This window comes from Archangium minus (assembly GCF_044360475.1).
GTDB classification, from domain to species: domain Bacteria; phylum Myxococcota; class Myxococcia; order Myxococcales; family Myxococcaceae; genus Archangium; species Archangium minus.
This window is the reverse complement of record NZ_CP043494.1, coordinates 12,367,708-12,385,879: the sequence shown is the minus strand read 5'-3', so window position 1 is coordinate 12,385,879 and position 18,172 is coordinate 12,367,708. Positions and strand designations below refer to the sequence as shown.

General features: G+C 68.0%; 12 protein-coding genes. 3 read left to right on the top strand and 9 right to left on the bottom strand.

The features are described from left to right. Window positions 1-2: 2 nt before the first annotated feature. The gene (locus tag F0U60_RS50915; RefSeq protein WP_395811782.1) at window positions 3-671 is read right to left on the bottom strand and encodes a potassium channel family protein; all 669 of its coding nucleotides are present in this window, start codon (window positions 669-671) and stop codon (window positions 3-5) included. Window positions 672-677: 6 nt separating this feature from the next. After that, the gene (locus tag F0U60_RS50910) at window positions 678-2,414 is read right to left on the bottom strand and encodes a TrkH family potassium uptake protein (protein ID WP_395811781.1); all 1,737 of its coding nucleotides are present in this window, start codon (window positions 2,412-2,414) and stop codon (window positions 678-680) included. 242 nt (window positions 2,415-2,656) lie between these two features. Here F0U60_RS50910 and F0U60_RS50905 point away from each other — a divergent pair, with 242 nt between their 5' ends. After that, entirely contained in the window at window positions 2,657-6,289 is a 3,633-nt protein-coding gene (locus F0U60_RS50905) for a two-component regulator propeller domain-containing protein (protein ID WP_395811780.1), read from the top strand. Between the two features lie 28 nt (window positions 6,290-6,317). Here F0U60_RS50905 and F0U60_RS50900 read toward each other — a convergent pair whose 3' ends face one another. The 4 genes from F0U60_RS50900 to F0U60_RS50885 all read right to left on the bottom strand — a co-directional run bounded on the left by F0U60_RS50900 (window position 6,318) and on the right by F0U60_RS50885 (window position 12,244). Continuing rightward, entirely contained in the window at window positions 6,318-6,920 is a 603-nt protein-coding gene (locus F0U60_RS50900; protein WP_395811779.1) for a hypothetical protein, read from the bottom strand. A gap of 42 nt (window positions 6,921-6,962) precedes the next feature. Then, window positions 6,963-8,261: a TolB family protein gene (locus tag F0U60_RS50895; protein WP_395811778.1), complete on the bottom strand. Its 1,299-nt coding sequence runs from the start codon at window positions 8,259-8,261 to the stop codon at window positions 6,963-6,965. A 126-nt stretch (window positions 8,262-8,387) separates the two neighbouring features. After that, entirely contained in the window at window positions 8,388-11,492 is a 3,105-nt protein-coding gene (locus tag F0U60_RS50890) for a hypothetical protein (RefSeq protein WP_395811777.1), read from the bottom strand. Between the two features lie 263 nt (window positions 11,493-11,755). Next, the gene (locus F0U60_RS50885) at window positions 11,756-12,244 is read right to left on the bottom strand and encodes an SDR family oxidoreductase (protein ID WP_395825811.1); all 489 of its coding nucleotides are present in this window, start codon (window positions 12,242-12,244) and stop codon (window positions 11,756-11,758) included. 148 nt (window positions 12,245-12,392) lie between these two features. Between F0U60_RS50885 and F0U60_RS50880 the strand changes: the two genes are divergently transcribed. Continuing rightward, window positions 12,393-13,157, top strand: a complete 765-nt coding sequence (locus tag F0U60_RS50880) for an SIMPL domain-containing protein (RefSeq protein WP_395811776.1) — start codon at window positions 12,393-12,395, stop codon at window positions 13,155-13,157. A gap of 72 nt (window positions 13,158-13,229) precedes the next feature. Here the strand turns inward: F0U60_RS50880 and F0U60_RS50875 are convergent, their stop codons facing one another. The 3 genes from F0U60_RS50875 to F0U60_RS50865 form a co-directional block, all read right to left on the bottom strand. Then, complete coding sequence (locus F0U60_RS50875) at window positions 13,230-13,688, bottom strand: DUF2267 domain-containing protein (RefSeq protein WP_395811775.1); 459 nt, start codon at window positions 13,686-13,688, stop codon at window positions 13,230-13,232. A gap of 116 nt (window positions 13,689-13,804) precedes the next feature. Beyond that, window positions 13,805-15,223 (bottom strand): IgA Peptidase M64, encoded by a 1,419-nt coding sequence (locus F0U60_RS50870; protein ID WP_395811774.1) that lies wholly within the window; start codon window positions 15,221-15,223, stop codon window positions 13,805-13,807. A gap of 25 nt (window positions 15,224-15,248) precedes the next feature. Then, the gene (locus F0U60_RS50865) at window positions 15,249-16,739 is read right to left on the bottom strand and encodes a PEGA domain-containing protein (protein WP_395811773.1); all 1,491 of its coding nucleotides are present in this window, start codon (window positions 16,737-16,739) and stop codon (window positions 15,249-15,251) included. Between the two features lie 418 nt (window positions 16,740-17,157). Between F0U60_RS50865 and F0U60_RS50860 the strand changes: the two genes are divergently transcribed. Continuing rightward, on the top strand, window positions 17,158-18,171 hold the full coding sequence (locus F0U60_RS50860; RefSeq protein ID WP_395811772.1) for a diacylglycerol/lipid kinase family protein: 1,014 nt from the start codon (window positions 17,158-17,160) through the stop codon (window positions 18,169-18,171). Window position 18,172: the final 1 nt, after the last annotated feature.

Below are 18,172 nucleotides of genomic sequence, written 5' to 3'. Positions count from 1 at the left end.
CGCTACCGACTCGGCTCCCACAGTCGCGCGAGCGCGGCCACCCGCTCGCCCTTGCCCGCCAGCAGGAGCACATCGCCCGCGTGGAGCATGGCCTCGGGGATGGGCTCGTTCACCACGCCCCGGTGCTGGATGGCGATGACGTTCAGCCCGTGCGTCTGCCGCAGCCGCAGCTCCTGGAGGCTCTTGCCCGCGGCGTGCTCGGGCACGCGCAGCTCGGCGAGCGCGTAGCCATTGGGCAGCTCGGTGCTCGACTGCATGCTCGAGTGCAGCAGCAGGCGTGCGAGCTGATCTCCCATCTCCGCCTCCGGGTACACCACGCGGGTGGCTCCCGCGAGCGAGAGAATCTTCCCCCGCTGCCGGGTGGAGGAGCGCGCCACCACCGTCTTCACTCCGATTCCCTTGAGCACCGCGGTGCCCAGCACGGCGGCCTCGAAGTCCTCCTCGCCCAGGGCCACGACGGCCACCTCGGCCTTGCCCACTCCGAGCACGCGCAGGGCCTCCTCCGAGGTGCAGTCCGCGCGCACGGCCTGGGCCACCACGTCCTTGAGTGCCTCCACGCGCTCGAGGGAGCGATCCACGGCCAGCACCTCGCCGCCGGCCTCGGAGAGGCGCCGTGCCACGTGCTCGCCGAACTGTCCCAGGCCCACCACCACGTACGTCCTGCGCATCATCGTTCCTCAGCCCACGACAATCTTCGTCGAGGGGTAGCTGTAGCTGGCGCGTGCCTTGGACAGGCCCAGGGCGAGCGCGAGAGTGAAGGGGCCCAGTCGCCCCACGAACATCTGGGCGCACACCACCAGCTTGCCCGCCGCGGACAGCTGTGGCGTCACGCCGGTGGACAGCCCCACGGTGCCGAAGGCGCTCACCGCCTCGAAGAGCAGGTCGCGGAAGGGCAGGTGGGGCTCGGCGGCGAAAAGGAGGAAGGCCAGGCCGAAGAGCAGGCCAAAGGAAATGAGTGTCACCGCGCACGCCCGGTACACGGTGGCCGGGGGGACGCTGCGGCCCATCACCTCCACCTCGGAGCGGTTGCGCAGCAGGGCCCGGAAGGTGAAGGCGAGCACCGCCACCGTCGTCGTCTTCACTCCGCCCGCGGTGCCTCCCGGCGAGCCGCCGATGAACATCAGCACCAGGCACAGCAGCAGCATGGGCGTGCCCAGCTTCGCGAGGTCCACCGAGTTGAAGCCCGCGGTGCGCAGGGAGACGCTCTGGAAGAGGCTGGCCCACAGGCGCTGGCCCAGGGAGAGCCCCGCCAGCGAGTGGTTCCACTCGAGGACAAGCCAGGCGAGTGCGCCTCCCACCGCGAGCGCGGCGCTGGTGAGGAGCACCACGCGCGAGTGCACCGGCAGGGCACGCCAGGCCCCGCGCAGGCCGCGCTCTTTCCAGGGCCCGCAGTCCAGCAGCGAGGTGACGACGGGGAAGCCCAGGCCCCCCAGGGTGATGAGGGCGATGACGGTGAGGTTGACGCTGGGGTGGTCCACGAAGCGCGTCAGGTTGTCGGGGTAGAGGCCGAAGCCCGCATTGCAGAAGGCGCTCACCGCGTGGAAGAGCGCATAGAAGACACGCTCCGAGGCGGCCAGCGCCCGGCCATCCGGAGCCAGCGCCATGGCGGGGTAGAGGGCCAGCGCGCCCAGCACCTCGAGCGTCACGGTGATGAGGGACATCGAGTACAGCAGCTTCTGGAAGCCCTGGACCGTCTCCTCCTCCAGAATCTCCCGCATGGCCCCGCGGGTGGTTGCCGACAGCTGACTGCGGAAGGCCAGGGCCAGCGTGGTGGTGAGCGTCATGATGCCCAGGCCGCCCACCTGGATGAGGCCGAGAATCACCCAATGGCCGAAGGAGCTGAAGTAGCTCCCGGTGTCCACCACGGCCAGCCCCGTCACGCACGAGGCGCTGGTGGCGGTGAAGAGCGCCACGAGGAAGGGCGCGCCCGTGCCATCCCGCGTGGCGGCGGGGAACATGAGCCCCAGCGTGCCCACCGCGATGGTGAGCAGGAAGGAGAGGCACAGGAGCGGCAGCGGGCGTTGCAGCAGGGCCTGGAGGACGGGCCTCGCCGGGCGCCAGGCCACCAGATCGATGAGCTCACGGGACAGCAGACGCAGGGCAACCAGGGTCGCCGCTCCCCGGGGGCTGCCCGCGCCCAGCGACAACGTCGCCGGTACGGCGAAGAGCAGATCCGGCCACCGGTGGCGCCACAGCCGCAGGCGGAAGGCCCAGGTGTCGCGCACCAACTCCCCGGCGAAGGTGGCCACCACCGCTCCGGCCAGCAGCACGGCGATCGCCTCGCGCCAGGGGCTGTCGGTTCTCCTCACGGTGAACTCGAAGACGAGCAGCGCCACCACGGCGACCTGGCTCGCCCGGCGGGGCCAGTCCGAGCGGTGCCGGGGCCGGCGGCGGGGCTCCTCGGGCGGAGGCACAAGGGCAGGGGGCTCGGGGGATGGGTCGGGCGTCGCCCGGGGGCTCGTGGCGTTCATCGCGGCGGGGGAGCGACGCTAGCACCTCCCCTTCAGGCCCAAGTGCCCTTGGGACGGACGCTCGCCTGCCTGCTTGCCCTGACGTTTCGTGAAATCCTTGGAAGAACAGGCAGCCCGGCGTGCGGCGGGAGTTCCTGGGGTGGGGTTTGCTCCAGGGACGTCGAACATGGCACATGGTGACTGGAATGCGACGAGACGGGATGCACGGCCTGCTAGGGCTGGTCATGACGGTGCTCATGGGCCTGGGGGGTCCCGCGCTCGCGTTGGACCCGGCCCGTCGCGTCACGCAGTACAGCCACGACACCTGGAAGGACGAGGACGGGCTGCCGCAGAACACGGGCTTCGCGCTCGCGCAGACGCGTGACGGCTACCTGTGGGTGGCCACGTGGGAGGGCCTGGCCCGCTTCGACGGCGTGCACTTCACCGTCTACGACAGGCGCAACACGCCCGAGCTGCGCGACGAGGTCATTCGCGCCCTCGTCGAGGACGCGTCCGGCACGCTGTGGGTGGGCACGGGGCGGGGGCTGCTCTCGTACCGGGAGGGGCGCTTCCAGCGCATGGCACCGGCGGGGCCGGGTGAGGTGGAGGTGTCCTCGCTGGTGCGTGCTTCGGACGGCGGCCTGTGGGTGGGAGCGCAGGAAGGGCTCTTCTACGTGCGCGACGGGCAGTCGCAGCGCTACGGCACCGCGGAGGGGTTGCCCGCCGACTGGGTGCACGCGCTGCGGGTGGACCATGACGGCGTCCTGTGGGTGGGCACGGCGAAGGGACTGGCGCGTCTGTCCAAGGGCCGGGTGGAGCCGGTGCGCCTGCCAGGAGGCGCGGCCCGGGCGGCGGTGCGAGCGCTGCTCGAGGGCCATGACGGCTCCATGTGGATAGGGACGGACGTGGGCCTCATGCGCCTTCGCGAGGGCCAGGCCCGGCTCTTCACCCCGCGCGACGGGCTGCCGGACGACAAGGTGACGGCCCTGGCGGAGGATCGAGACGGCAACCTGTGGGTGGGGACGGATACGGGTGGGCTGGCGCGCCTGTCGGGGGGGGCCTTCTCGGTGCTCGGCCCGAAGCAGGGCTTCTCCAGCTCGGCGGTGCTCTCCCTGCTGGAGGATCGCGAGGGCTCCCTCTGGGTGGGGACGATGATGGGGGGACTGAGCCGGCTGCGGGACGCGCCCTTCGTCACCTTCGGTCAGCCCGAGGGCATTCAGGATGATCTGACCTCGGTGGTGCTGGAGGACCGGCAGGGCGCGGTGTGGGTGGGCTCCTTCTCGGGCGGGGTGACGCGCCTGAAGGATGGGGAGGCGACCCATTTCGGTCCGGAGCAGGGGCTGCCCCACGCGAACGTCCGCTCCATGTACGAGGACCGGGAGGGCCACTTGTGGGTGGGGACCACCGGGGGCGCCTTCCGCTACGACGGCCGGAGCTTCACCCGGGTGGGTCGCGAGCAGGGGCTGGAGGACGAGCAGATCTACTCCCTCTTCTCGGACTCGCGCGGGGACGTGTGGTTTGGCACCGGCTCGGGCCTGAGCCGGCTGCGCCAGGGCACCTTCACCCACTTCGGTGCGGAGCAGGGAGGGCCGTCGGGCGCGGCGTTACCTGTTGTCACCATGGCCGAGGACTCCGAGGGGACGCTCTGGTTCGGCTCCTCCGGAGGCTTGTACCGGCTGTCGGGTGACACCTTCACCCGTTACACCTCCGCGGACGGGCTGACGGGCAACCGTGTGTTGGACCTGTACGCGGACCCTCGGGGTGGCCTGTGGGTGGCTTCAGGCTCGGGCCTGACCCTGTTGCGCGGCGGGCGTTTCACCCGCTTCACCACCGCGCAGGGCCTCTACGAGGATTTGGTCCTGCGCGTGCTCGAGGACTCGAAGGGCTTCCTGTGGATGAGCAGCAACCGGGGCATCTTCCGGGTGCCCCGGCGCGAGCTGGAGGAGGTGGCCGAGGGGCTGCGCGCCCTGGTGAGGCCCGTCTTCTTCGATCGGCGCGACGGCATGCGCAGCTCCGAGTGTAACGGGGGCCTGTTCCCCGCGGGGTGGCGCTCGCGCGATGGGCGGCTGTGGTTCCCCACGCTGCGCGGTGTGGTGGCGGTGGATCCGGATCGCATGGTGGTGCGCCGACCGCCGGCCGAGCCTCGCCTGGAGGAGGTGCGGGTACAGGGCAGGCCGGTGCCGCCTTCGGACAAGCTGGTGCTGGAGCCTGGGCAGCGGGACGTGGAGTTCCGCTTCACCGCGCTCTCGTTGGGTGACTCCACGCGGCTGTCACTGCGTTACCGGTTGCTGGGCCACGACGCGGACTGGGTGGATGCGGAGGACCGGCGCACCGTCTCGTACACGAACCTGTCTCCGGGCGAGTACCGCTTCGTGGTGACGGCAGCCAACCGAGACGGGGAATGGACGGAGCCCGGGGCTGTGGTGGAGCTGAGCGTCGTGCCACGCTTCCGCGAGACGCTGGCCTTCTACGCGCTGTGCGTGCTGGGCGTGGGGGCGCTGGCCCTGGGGGGATACGCGCTGCAGATGAGCCGGCTGAAGCGGCGCGAGCGCTGGCTGGAGGCGCGCGTGGACGAGCGCACGCGCGAGCTTGCCGCGGCCAACCGCGAGCTGGACGAGAACCTGCGCGCCCTGCGTCAAGCCCAGTCGCAGCTGGTGCAGGCGGGGAAGATGGCGGCGGTGGGCACGCTGGCGGCGGGCGTGGGCCACGAAATCAACAACCCGCTGGCCTATATCGTCTCCAACCTGGAGTACGCCCTCGCGGAGTCCTCGGCGTTGGGACGGGAGCTGCCCGCGGGCGCTCCGGGCCGCAGACGGCTCGAGGATATTGACCGGGTGCTGGGTGAGGCCCGGCATGGCGCGGATCGGGTGCGGCGCATCGTCCAGGACCTGAAGACGTTCTCTCGGGGCGACGAGGACGCGCGCGGGCCGGTGGACCTGCATGCAGTGCTGGACTCAGCCGCCAAGCTGGCCGGCGGCGAGCTGGCACCCCGAGCCCGGCTGGTGAAGGAGTACGCCGACTCCGGCTGGGTGGACGGCAACGAGTCTCGCCTGGCGCAGGTCTTCCTCAACCTCCTCATCAATGCTGCACAGGCGCTGCCCGAGGGGCATTCGATGAGCAACGAGGTCCGTCTGGTGACGCGGCGGGACGGGGCGCGGATGGTGGCGGAGGTGCGCGACACCGGGTGTGGGATTCCCCCAGCAGTCATGGGTCGCATCTTCGACCCCTTCTTCACCACAAAGCCGGTGGGTGTGGGGACGGGGTTGGGGCTGGCCCTCTGTCACCGATTCATCACGGCCATGGGGGGCGAGATTGCCGTGGAGAGCGAACAAGGCAAGGGGACGGTAGTTCGTGTGACACTCCGGGCCGCAGCGGCGCCCGTGTCCCCGTCCCAGGGAGTGCGTCAGATGCAACAAGAGCAGGAGGGTGCGCGCGTGCGTGGCCGGGTAATGATTGTCGATGATGATGTGATGGTGAGCTCGGCGCTGCGGCGGACGCTGGCGCGCGAGCATGACGTGGAGGTGGTGACGAGCTCGCGTCAGGCACTGGAGCTGCTCAAGGGCCCGAAGGGCACGGAGGTGGACGTCATCCTCTGCGACCTGATGATGCCGGACCTGACGGGCATGGATCTGCACGCGGACCTGTCGGCGGCGGCGCCGGGAGTGGCGCGCCGGATGGTGTTCGTCACCGGTGGTGCCTTCACGCCGGCGGCGAGGGCCTTCATGGACACGGTGCAGAACGCGCGGGTGGACAAGCCGTTTGACCCGCAGAAGCTGCGTGAGCAGGTGCGCGAGTGGGTGGCCAAGGCGCGCAGCGCGGAGCCAGGCCAGGCGGCCTGAGCAGGCGCGGGACCCGAGGCCCTTCGGCTCAGCTCCGGCTCGAGCCGTCTGAGAAGGGAATCTCCTGCCGTCCCAACAACAGGTTCGCCGCCTGGACGAGCGCCTCGCGTTGTTGGAGGACGCGCTGGCGGAGATCCGGCCCGAGCCCGTGCAGCAGAGAGGGGTCCCTCTCCGCGAGCTGAGCCTGGAGGGCGGCTTCGATGACCGCGCGAGGTGCATCCGGGCGGACCCCGAGGAGCGCCGCGGCCTGCTCGCGGGAGGCCACCGGGGCCTGTGTGGAGGAAGGGTCTGCGTGCTCCTGGGTCGAGCCGTAGGCGTCGTGGGACTCGGCAGCGCGGCGCCGCCGCTGGACGAGCGTGAGGACGAGCGCTCCCAGGAATGAGAGGCCAGCGGCCCCGAGTGCCGCCTTCAGGTGAAGGGGCCGGGCTCGCTCCTCCCGGATGAGCGACAGCGAGACGCGAAGGGCTTCGCTCTCGTCACCCTCGGCCGACAGGTACTGCCGGGTGTACTCGTCCTCGAGCTGGCCGAGCTGCGCCTGCGAGTAGGCCGAATAGGGCGTCTTGACGAAGAACGCCACGTAGCCTGCGTAACCCCCGGTGAGCAGCGCGACCAGCACCAACAATGTCCGCATGACATCTCCCTGTGGCTCGCGAGAATACCGCTCCTGCTCCTTTCATCGCAGCCAACCGATGAAGCCCTGCAGGGGACGGCCCAGTCGGGACACGGGGTCATCCACCCGGACACTGGCGGCGATCAGCTCCTCCAGGGAAGTGCTGGCCTCGAAGCGTGAGCGCTCGGCCACGAGGAGTGACTCGAAGGAGTGCAGCGCGCACCCGTCCCTGCTCTGTGGGTGGCGCGCGACCACGGCCATCAGCACGTACGCATCGTCGGGAGAGAACTCGAGCACCAGCAGCCAGGGGTACTTCGTGTGCTGCTCCAGCCGGGGCGAGCTCCCGCCCACCTCCAGGCGGTAGAGCTCGGACGGCGGCGTCCGGGCAATACACTCGGCTCCGCGGTAGGTGGTGAGGTAGGCCACCGGCTGCCCATGCATCCAGGCCACGCGCTGCACGAGGAAGGACTCGAAATCCCGGGGAACCTCCAGCGCCTGGCCATCCCACAGGGAGGGGCCGACCTTGTCTCCCCAGCGAAGCATGGAGGGAAGCAGGAGCAGCTGCTGGCCATCCGGGGACAGGGAGCCCCGTGCGGGAGGGGACCGCGAGCTCTCCCCGGAGCCGAGCCGCAGGGTGACGAACTCGCCGACCCCCCAGGGTGTGAACTCAGGTGGAGACGGAGGCACGCGCTCGAACGTGAAGTAGAACTCCCCCCGCTTCACGGACCAGCCTCGCGGTTCGAACAACGACCCGCGCTCCGGCCACTGGAACAAGGTCTCCCGGCGGCCGGTGGCGAGCTCCACGGCGTCGACGATGGCCAGGGGATAGTGTGTCCGGACGCGGGGCTTCTTCTCATAGGAATACAGCACGTACGCCACCCGGCTTCCATCCGAGGACCAGAGGATGGGTCCGGCACGGACATTCCCTTCGAGAGGCGTGCGTTCGCGCAGGTCCACGAGCAGGCGGCGGCCCGTGCCATCGGCGTTCACGACCCAGAGCAGACTCCACCCTCCAGGGGTGTTGGCGTCTGGGTTTTCGGCGGTCTCGACGTAGGCCACCTGGCGCCCGTCGGGAGAGATGGCCACACTCGTCCATCCCAGCTCATGCCCGCCGAGCATCTGGGAGACCACCCGGCCCGATCGGGTCAACGCGTAGCCCGCGTCTCCCGAGGGTGTGCGGACCCACAGGTTCGACTGATGCAGTTGCAGGAGCCATGGCCCCGCCCCCATCCGGCCAGGGGTGGGGGCGGGCTCCGGCACGACGGCCTCCCTCGACTGACGAGGACCCCTGCACCCGAGGAAGAGGAGCAGCAGGGCCAGGACGGCCAGGGACTCCCCACGGTTGAGACGCTTGCGTTCCATCCGCTTCCTCCAAGGCCCGCGAGGTAGGGCCTCCCCGGGTGAACCCAGACATGCTTGCGTTGGCGAGCATGCCGGGTGTCCACCCGGGGAATGGCACCAGGGGGAGGGGCCCCCCGGTGACGATGACTACGGGGCGACGTTGACGCTCGTGGTGGCGGTGTTGTTCTGCGCCACGGGGTCCTGCTGCACGCCCGTGACCTCGACGGAGGTGGCCACGGTGCCCACGCCCGCCGGCCGGACCACGACGGTCACCGTCGTGGAGGCCCCACCCTTCAACCCACCGAGATCACACCCCACCGCCAGCCCGTTACGCCGGCACTGGCCTTGCGCGCTGGAGACGGAGACGAAGTCCGCATTGGCGGGCAGCTCCTGCAACACGGTCACCTGGGTCTCGGGGAACGCGCTCTGGTTGGTGAAGGTGAGGGTGAACGTCAGGTTGTCTCCAACGTGGACGGTAGCCGGAGACGTGGTGATGCTGGCCGCGAGGTCGGTCGGTGCGAAGACGAGCTCACACGCATCTCCCTGCCCGTTGCCGTTCAGATCTTCCTGCCCCGGGTTGGCGGCCATGACGCAGTTGTCGTCCGCGTTGCTCACGCCGTCTCCATCCGAGTCGAGAGTCTCGAGCACTTCGTGGAAGGTGTCGATCCTGAAATTCTCACTCGACACGGGAGCACCCCACAAGGACGAGCTCCCTTCCGCATTGCGACGGAAGTCGAAGTGGAGATTGGACCAGTCATCGTGACCACGCAGTTCCGTCAGTGTCTGGTCCTTGCAGCCGATGGGATCGAGCCGGTTGATGTTCAAGGGATAGGGGGCTGGCTGGATGATGGGCTTGCCGTCCTTGTCCGTGTCCTCGTTCCAGTTGATATGGGGCAGACTCTTGTCGGAGCCGCTCACGGCATTACCCGTGTGACCCCAGTAGATGATGTCCAGGGGAAACGCGGTGATGACGTAGTTCTCATTGAGCTGATTCTCGTTGAGCGGCTCGAGCTCGCGCTCTGAGTAGTTCAGCTTGCGCGTAGGATGGATTCCCGCAGTCTGGAAGAAATAACTCATGATGCTGACGTAATTCGGCTTGCAATTGAGATCGTCCGAACCGCCATGGCGCAGCCCCAGGGTGTGACCCAACTCGTGCATGTAGGTTGCGGCCACGATCTCGTTCGTCCCGCATTTCAGGCCCTGATCCGCTCCTACATCATCATCGATCGTGCAGGACTTCCCATCCCCACTCGCTTTCCTGAAGGTCGTGGCGACATCCGGATGGGTCGCGGGGTCTTTGCCGTAGATGGCGATCAGCAGATCATTCCCACCGGCCTCGGCGATACCCGTTGCCTCGGCATGCGCCTGCGTGTGCGCGAAGAGCGCATACCGTGTCGAGATGTTGCGGGCGCGCAGGATGTTCAAGCAGTTCGGGAGCTTCCGCTCGGTCGCTCGGCCGAGCAGGGCCGTGCCACAGAGGTTCTGGATGTCTCCGTACTTGTATTCCGAGAAGTACTTGATCGTACTGGGAACGGGGATGTCGGTCCGGACGGAGCCGTAGTTGAAGAAGCCAATGATCTCCTCCTCGGTCACCTCATCGTCGAGGAAGTGGTGGAGCCGGATGCCATGCGCGGCGAAGGCGTCGTGCACGGCCTTGAGCCGCCTCGGGTGGGGCATGTGGTTGTGCGCCTCCGTATCCTTCATGTAGTCGAGCTCGACGATGAGATCCTTGATGAAGGGATTGGTTTTGTAGAGCGTGGGCAGCGCCAGATCGACGGTGCCGTCCTGATTGAAGTCGATACCACCCAGCTCCCAGTGGTCTGCCAGGCCATCCTCATCCGAATCCAGATGCTCTCCGCGGACCAGGAGGAACTGGCCACTGTTCGTCTTCGCGTAGAAGACGACCCGGTGATCTCCCCGCCGCTGTTCACGATCCTTGCCTGCGAGATCCATTCGCGCATTGGCGATCTCCGGGTAGGCAGGACCGTTGCCGCTGCTGAACTCGGAGACGACCTCGCCGCCAATGGAGTCACCCACCTGGATGACGGGCATCGGCATGGACATCTTCACCCGGGCATACTCGTCCGAGCCGGTGATATCTCCGCGAACGGTCCAGATGCCTTTCTTGTCGGTGAAGGTACCCATCGAGTTCGCCTTCTCGGGGGTGGCCACGAAGCTGATGACGAAGCTGTCATCCTCGATACCCGGCAGGCCGAGCGGCTGATGGGCCACCGCGATCCTCGAATTGAAGTCGTAGGAGCTGAAACGAAAGGAGGATCCGTCGAGGTCGTAGCCTAGCTCCGCGCTCCTGCAGGGCTCGCCGCTCTCACAAATCCCATCCTTGTCTCCGGTTCCTTCCCGCTCGACCTGCTCCACCTTCAGACCCGAGAGCCGCACGAGCTTCCTGCGACCGTCGTTGAGCTGAAGGCTCGCGAAGACGCCCGCCGGGGTGTCTTGATCGGTGATGGGAAGGAGCGTGCAACCCGAGGTGGTCTCGCCGTAGAAGACGATGATGCGCCCATCCGGGCTGATGGCGGCGAAGCGTCCCAGCTTCGAGAAGCAGGAGGAATCCGCGATGGTCTCCTTGGAGCTCAGGTCGTAGGGCGCCAGGGAGATGGGACCCGTGAGCAGGTTCTCGCTGAAGACCACCCGGCCATCGTTGGCCAGGGCCGGCCGCACCGACCAGGTCACGGCCATCTCGTGGGTGGTCGAGTCCTTGGTGACCAGGACGTTGTTGACGGAGTTGCGGAGCGCGCTGAAGGCCATCTGGCCATTGTCATTGAAAGCCGGCCAGGCTCCCACGGAGCTGTACTTCGTCCCACTCTTCTCGACGATGATGTTGTCGTCCGGCGCGTTCCAGATGCGCTCCCAGTAACTCGTGGAGAGTGAGTCCTGGGCGGCTACCTGTCCGGAGGCGTTGATCCTCGGCCCCGAGCCATACTTGCGGGTGGAGGAGGCCGTCGGCGTCAAGGTGGTGGACCCATTGCCGATGAAGAGGTTGTCCGCCCCCGAGGCCACCTTCGCCACGAAGGCGACCTGGCCTTTATCATTGATGGCGGGTGCCTCATTGATGATTTGCACGGAGGGATTGGCCGAATTGACGGCCGCGACCAACCCCTTGCCCGACATCGCCACCACGTCGAGCTTGTAATACCTTCCGGAAATGCTGGTTCCCTGCTCGAGCGACTGCTCGAGCGTGGACGGCGCCTGGCTCGTCTGCTCGGGCTCGCTCTCCCAGCACGCACTTCCCATCAATCCTGTCAGACAGACGAGTCCCGCCAGATAGTGCTTGGACGAGAACGGACTCCACCTGGTTTCCCGCTGTGGCTTCAACGACACACATCCCCCTTTTTCAGTCATTGAGAATCATCGCCGCTCTTCGTCCAACCAATCCCTCAACTATTCTTGAGAAAGGAGAGTCGTCCCCCCGGATGAAGAAGCGAGCGGCCGGCAAAATACAGAAAGGGATTCACCCGTCAACACATAAGGCGGGTCTGTCCGCTCGACGGATTTTTCTAGATGCACTGACTGGGAAAAGAACGGAGGGCAGCGATATGTGCCAATGCCATCAACGTTGGGCGCAAGAGAATAACGGCTGAAATGGCGCGGCCCCTCTGTTCCCGCGTCAGGAGCTGGCTCATCGCTTCCACGGCGCCCTTGGACGCGGCGTAGACCCCATACGTGGGGAGCGCCTGCCGCTCGGCGGACGTCGACAGGTTGATGATGGCGCCACCTGAACGAACCCGCCGCGCGGCCTGCTGCGTGACAACGAATGTGCCTCTCACATTGGTTCGATGCACCTTGTCGAAGTCGCTCAAGCTGAACTCCGCGATCGGGTCCAGGACCATGAGCCCGACACAGGCGCGATTCTCGCGGCCTGCCTCGGGGGGCAGGGCAGCGCGCAATTGTTCGAGCTCAACACACGCGAGTATCTGGATGACGGCCGGCTCGTTCAGCTGCTTCCCGACTGGGCGGACGAGATCTTCTCGCTCTACGCGTACCATCACTCCCCGTGGCTCATGTCAGCGAAGAGTAGCGCCATCACCCCTGCAAATATCCGCATGACATTTGCCCGTGGCTCGCGAGAATACCGCTCCTGCTCCTCCGTCAGGAGGTACAAGGCGCAACCCCTTATCCACAGGAGGCACTTCGATGCCAGCCGTGCGTACAACCCCATTGCTCGTTCTGCTGCTCAGCACCCTGGCCGCTCCCGTAGCGCTGGCTCAAGCCAGGCAGCCGTCACCGACTCCGGCGACGCCGCTGGTGAATCCCCTGGCTCGGACCATCCGAGTGGAGGGCACCGGCGAGGTGAAGGTCGCGCCGGACGAGGCCTTCATCGACCTGGCGATGGAGACGCTGGCGCCCACGGCGAAGGCGGCGGCGGAGGAGAACGCGCGGAAGATGGACAAGGTGATCGCCGCGCTGGTGCAGGCGGGCATCCCGCGCAAGGAGATTGAGACGCGCAACTACACGGTATTCCCGGAGTTCGAGCCCCAGCCCAGGCCGGAGGCGACGCCGAAGCTCAAGGGCTACCGGGTGAGCAACATGGTGGAGGTGCACGTGCGCGAGCTGGCGCGGGTGGGGCCGCTGTTGGACACGGCGCTGGGCGCGGGGGCGAACCGGGTGGACTCGGTGCGCTTCGGGCTGAGCAAGCCGGAGGTGGTGAAGGGTGACGCGCTGCGCGACGCGGTGGAGCGGGCGAGGCAGTCGGCGCAGGTGCTGGCCACGTCGCTGGGCGTGAGGCTGGGGCCGGTGCTGGATGCGAGCACGGTGACGGAGCCGCCGCGCCCCTTCGCGGTGGCGGCGCGCTTCGAGATGGCCGGAGCCGCGGACGTGACGACGCCCATCCAGCCGCAGGAGCAGACGGTGACTGCGACGGTGACGCTCGTCTTCGCCATCGAGGGCCAGGGCCGGTAGTCGTCAGAGAGGGCATGGGAAACCCCGGGGGGCGAAAGCGCCCTCCGGGGTTTTCATTTTCACCAAGAGCGCTCAGCGAGGCAGGTCCGCGTCGCGGCGCGCGGCGTCCCAGGTGCCGGAGATGTTGGGAGGCATCTCGGCGGCGATCTTCTCCGCCAGCCTCTCGGTAATCTGGGAGTGGATGGAACCGAAGACGACATGGAGCACGAGGCGGACGCTCTCGGGTTCAATCTGCAGTCGCTCGGCGATGTCCAGGTAGAAGTCGTCCTTGTCGAACTTGTTCGCGGGCGCGCTCCGGTCCTTCCAACTGCGCTCGAAGAGCCTGCGCAGACTCTCAGGGAACTGCTCCCTCAACTCCTGAACCAACCCGCCAGGGAGCCGTTCGCAGAGTGCGCTGATCACCGCGTCCGCCGCCTCGGTCGGAGAGTACTCGGGGACCTCACGGTTGATTCGCGCGAGGAAGGACTCCGCGCTCGTTCCTACTCCCTCACCAGACCAGGACTCCGTCTCCTGATTGTGCATCATGGCCATGGGTGTGTCCGCCTCCTTTCCGTGTCAGGTTGGAGACGTACAACTCGGCCCGCAGCAGGCAGGGGAGCAACGCCCTGGCGGCCCGGAACCCAGCTCCCGGGCCGCGAGGCCAAACCTCAAGGTGCCTTCTTCGTCCCCTTTGCTCCCTTGCCCGCGTACAGGTCGATGACCTCGGAGATGGCGCGCTGGCATACGGAGCAGAAGGGCACTCGGTCCCGGGTGAACATCACGCAGTCGAGCTGGGGCCGGTAGTAGCCACGGGCCTCGTACATGGCGCCCTCGAAGGCGCCCACCTTGCCCGAGTACTGCTGCTTGCTGAGGAACTGCTCCTCCCAGTCGCGCTGGGCGGTGAAGAGCGCGTCCATCTCCGACTCGGGACGGCGCTCGGCGCGGATGCGGCGGCGCTCCTTCTGCACCTCTCGCGCGTGGTTCTCATACTCCTCCTTCTTCCACGGCGTGGGCAGCGGCGTGTTGGCGGCCACCAGGTCCTTCCACTTGAGCCGCGAGGGGTCCAGGAGCGCGGTGACGTTCTTCTCCCAAGGCTCCACGCGATCCTCGGCCGGGGCGTAGGCCGACTCGGAGGTGTAGTACTCGTCCGCGAGGCCCGCGAAGTGGTGGCCGAACTCGTGGACGAAGACGTAGGGGGACCACAGGTTGTCGGCGGCCACGGTGCTGTAGAGACCGAAGATGCCACCGCCGCCGTAGGTGTTGCCGTTGACGAGGATTTCGACGAACTCGTAGGGCGCGAACGAGGCGATGTCGCGGAAGCGGCGGTTCTCGAAGGTGAGGACGTAGCGCTCGCTGCCGAAGGCGTCATACGTGGCGCCCACGGGCGAGTCTCGGTAGATGCCGGTGGACGGGCGGGAAATGCCCGACTGCCGGGAGGCCGGCATCAGGCCCCAGACGTTGAAGTCCTGCTTGCGCTCCTTGAAGGGCGAGAAGGTGAAGAGGATGTCCACCAACCGGCGTGCGTCCTTCTCGAACCGAGCGCGCTCCTTCTCGGTGTAGCCGTCCCCGAGGATGAGGAAGTCCACCTTGTCCGCCGGCGGGCCGTTGTCCAACAGCTTCACCAACGCGCCAGGCGAGGCGGGCTCGGACGGGTCGACGAACATGTCCTTGGGGTCCACCGTGAGGCTCCACACCTCGCGGAAGGAGTTGTCCTTCGCGCGCTTCTTGAGAATCACCTGCACGGGCTTCTCCGGGGTGGGGAAGCGCAGGGACTCGTGGAAGGTGCGGTTCACCTCGCGCGCCTCGGGCGTCGTCTCCCACTCGCCGTAGATGGAGGCGAAGCCGCGCGAGTACAGCAGGCGGTTCGTGTCCCGGTCGCGCACCTCGAAGAGGTACTTGCCGAGGTTGGTCTCGTCGATGGCGCGCGAGGGGCTGCCCGGCCAGGGCAGCGGCTCCACCACGAGCCGATCGAGGCTGAAGCGCTCCTCGGTGGCGTTGCCGGTGTGGAAGTAGTCGACGCGGAAGGTGCGGGGGGCCGGAGCGCTGGTGGCGCTCGCGGCCAGGAGCAGGGCCAGGAGTACGTTCATGCGCGGGAACGTACCCGAGCCGGCGTCAGAACGTCCCGGAGAGCGAGGCACCCGCCCCATTCGGGCCCGCCACGACGCCCACCGACACGGGCGGCGGGGCCTCCGCGGGGGAGAGCAGGAAGAGCACGAGCCCGGTAGCGAGCGCCGCGCCCGAGCCGATGAGCAGCCCGTTGTGGATGCGGACCTTCCCCGCCATGCGGTTGACGATCTCCCGGCCGACGCGATCATCGGCGTTGACGTTGCCGTTGGCGTTGAGGTGGTTGCCCTGCTCGAGCGCCTGCGAGTCCTTCTGGATGGCGAGCCGCAGGATGCCCGTGCCCGCCAGGGCCGCCACGCCCGCACCCAGCGTCACATACGAGACCACGCGCAGGGGACGCACGGAGCCAGACTTCGCCGTTGCCTCGGAGAGCCCGGCCTGCTCAGCGGAAGGCGCCTCCCAGGGCGGCTGGATGTTGGCCTGAGCAACCACGACGCTTGGCTGGGCTTTTCCGGTGGTGACGAAGTCGACCAGCGCGTTGAGCGACTCGGCCGGGGCGTCGAGCCCCCGCGTCTTGAAACCACCCTCGCGCAGCTTCTGGCCTCCCTCCACGTTGAGCACGGTGGCGGCGAGCCACTTCGGCCCGCTGCTCGCCCCCTCCAGCTTCACGACGATGACCTCTTCCACGCCCAGCGTGCCCCCCAGCCGGATGGCGTGGGAGAGCCCCTGCTCGCCATCCGCGGAGGCGAGGCAGGGGAAGGGGCTCGCGGAGATGGCGCCCTCGTAGGCCAGATCCACGAGCACCGGCGTCTCCTCGCCCTGCACCGGGATTTGATGTGGGAAGCTGACAGCCGCTCCCTTCTTCAGGGTGAGCTCGTAGGTGCCAGCGTGCACCTCCAGCGTCAGCGGGGTCTGCCCCATGCTCCGGCCATCGAGGAACACCTCTGCGGCGGGCAGGGTGGAGGACTGGACCGAGAGCCGCACCTTCTTCGCGCGGGCCAGCTCGCGGCGCAGCCTGTCGAAGGCCTGGCGCGTGGAGGGCGTGTAGTAGTTCGGGTCGAGCTCGTACTGCGCGTCCAGCCGCAGCACGCCGCGGAAGGCCTCGTCGCTCTCCTTCACCCGGCCCATGGCGCGGTAGTTGACGGCCTGGAGCAGCAGCGCGTCGACGTACAGCTTCCAGCGGGCCTCGCCCACCGGGAGACGCGCCACCTGCCGCAGCACCTCGTCGATGGCCGGAGCGGCCCGGGCGTAGCGTGCCTCGTAGAACTGGCCCTGGGCGGCCTCGAGCTGCCGCTTGATGTCCTCGAAGCTGCCGGAGGGCTGCGGGAAGAGACGCTCGACGAAGTCCGACGCGGTGAGAACGTTCTCCCCCGGACGGGCCACCAGCGTGTCGTAGAGGGCCTTGGTCTGACTGCTGAGCTCCGCGTCCTTGCAGTCGCCATTGGCGACCACCACGCGGCGCGGCGCCGCCCCCGCCACATTACCCAGAGCGAGGGCGAGCACCACCACCAGCGAATACGAGTTGTTGAGGAAGGTCATGATGTGGGGCGGAATTGCAGGGCCCGTTCCGCCGGCTGACGGGCATACGGCCTCGCAGATACCAGCCGCGGCACCGCTCCCACAACCCACCCCCCATGTCCCAAACCGCCGTCATTTCGCGGCCTTGGGCGGGTGCCGGGCTCCCTACCCATCAGGGCGTCCTCTCCTCGGATGTCTGGCTCCGCCGTCCCGATCATGGACGCCCCATCCGGCTTCCGCCACCTCGCCTGCCCGGCATGGGGCCGTTCCGGGTCCTTCGTGCGCCGCCGTGCTTCGTCGCCATCTTGGGCAACAAAGGACCAGCAGGCCGGAGGGGGCACCCAGCGGTCGAGGGCCATGTGTCCGCTACCGGAACGTGACAGCCGGTCACGCCCGCCATGACGAAGCCGTGACATGGCTTGGGGAGAGTGGCACCGCCATGAATATCGCCGTGATGGTCAACCTGCGCGCACGCCGTGGCTCCGAGCGAGTCGGCGGTATGGTGCAGCGCATCTTCCCCCGTGCCCGCCTCGCCCTCACCCGCTCGCTGGATGAGGCCCGGACCTGGATTTCCGAACAGCTCCGTCCCAACCCCCCTACGCTGCTGCTGGCCGGCGGGGGAGACGGCACCATTACCGGGCTGCTCAACGAGCTGCGCGCACAGGGCCTGTCGCTGCCCGCCATCGGCGTGCTGCCCTTGGGTACAGGCAATGCCTGGGCGCGCGTCACCGGAGCGCCGAAGCCGGTGGACGCACTGCGTCAGCTCGCGGCCTGTGGCGAGCGCCTGCCTCCCCTGCGCCTCTTCTCGCTGGTGCGCGTGGAGAACAAGGTGGCGCCTTTCGCGGGCACCGGCTGGGACGCGGAGACGCTGCAGGATTTCAAGGACCACCTCGCGAAGTTTCCGGCCGGCCCTCTGCGTGAGGCGAACGGCGGCCTGCGCGGGTACATGGGTGCCCTGTTCACCCGTACCATCCCCCGGCACACCTTCGGCAGGGGCGCCCCACGGGTGAAGGTGTACAACCTGGGCGCTCCGGCGCTCACCATGGATGCACGCGGCACTGTCGTGCCCCTGCCTGGTGGAGAGACGGGGGCGCTCCTCTACGAGGGCCCCGTGGGGGTCGCCGGTGCGGCCACCACGCCCGAGTGGGGCTTTGGCTTCAAGGCCTTCCCCTTCGCCCAGGCGGTGCCCCACCGGCTGTCCGTGCGCGTCTATGGCGCGGGGGTGCTGGAGGCCACGCGCAACATGTTCAAGCTGTGGCGCGGCGCGCACCCGCTGCCCAAGATGAACGACTACTTCGTCGAGCGCCTGCGCATGGACTTTGATCGCGAGGTGCCCTTCCAGATGGGCGGCGACATCATGGGCCTGCGCCGCTCACTCGAGTTCTCCCTGGCCGAGGAGTCCGTGCAGCTCGTGGACTGGCGGCAACTCAAGCGGCTTGTCGCGAACGCATGAG

Coding starts and splice junctions, on each gene's coding strand:
- F0U60_RS50915 (WP_395811782.1), bottom strand. CDS start 671: ATGATGCGCAGGACGTACGTGGTGGTGGGCCTGGGACAGTTCGGCGAG.
- F0U60_RS50905 (WP_395811780.1), top strand. CDS start 2,657: ATGCGACGAGACGGGATGCACGGCCTGCTAGGGCTGGTCATGACGGTG.
- F0U60_RS50900 (WP_395811779.1), bottom strand. CDS start 6,920: ATGCGGACATTGTTGGTGCTGGTCGCGCTGCTCACCGGGGGTTACGCA.
- F0U60_RS50895 (WP_395811778.1), bottom strand. CDS start 8,261: ATGGAACGCAAGCGTCTCAACCGTGGGGAGTCCCTGGCCGTCCTGGCC.
- F0U60_RS50890 (WP_395811777.1), bottom strand. CDS start 11,492: ATGGGAAGTGCGTGCTGGGAGAGCGAGCCCGAGCAGACGAGCCAGGCG.
- F0U60_RS50885 (WP_395825811.1), bottom strand. CDS start 12,244: ATGGTACGCGTAGAGCGAGAAGATCTCGTCCGCCCAGTCGGGAAGCAG.
- F0U60_RS50880 (WP_395811776.1), top strand. CDS start 12,393: ATGCCAGCCGTGCGTACAACCCCATTGCTCGTTCTGCTGCTCAGCACC.
- F0U60_RS50875 (WP_395811775.1), bottom strand. CDS start 13,688: ATGGCCATGATGCACAATCAGGAGACGGAGTCCTGGTCTGGTGAGGGA.
- F0U60_RS50870 (WP_395811774.1), bottom strand. CDS start 15,223: ATGAACGTACTCCTGGCCCTGCTCCTGGCCGCGAGCGCCACCAGCGCT.
- F0U60_RS50865 (WP_395811773.1), bottom strand. CDS start 16,739: ATGACCTTCCTCAACAACTCGTATTCGCTGGTGGTGGTGCTCGCCCTC.
- F0U60_RS50860 (WP_395811772.1), top strand. CDS start 17,158: ATGAATATCGCCGTGATGGTCAACCTGCGCGCACGCCGTGGCTCCGAG.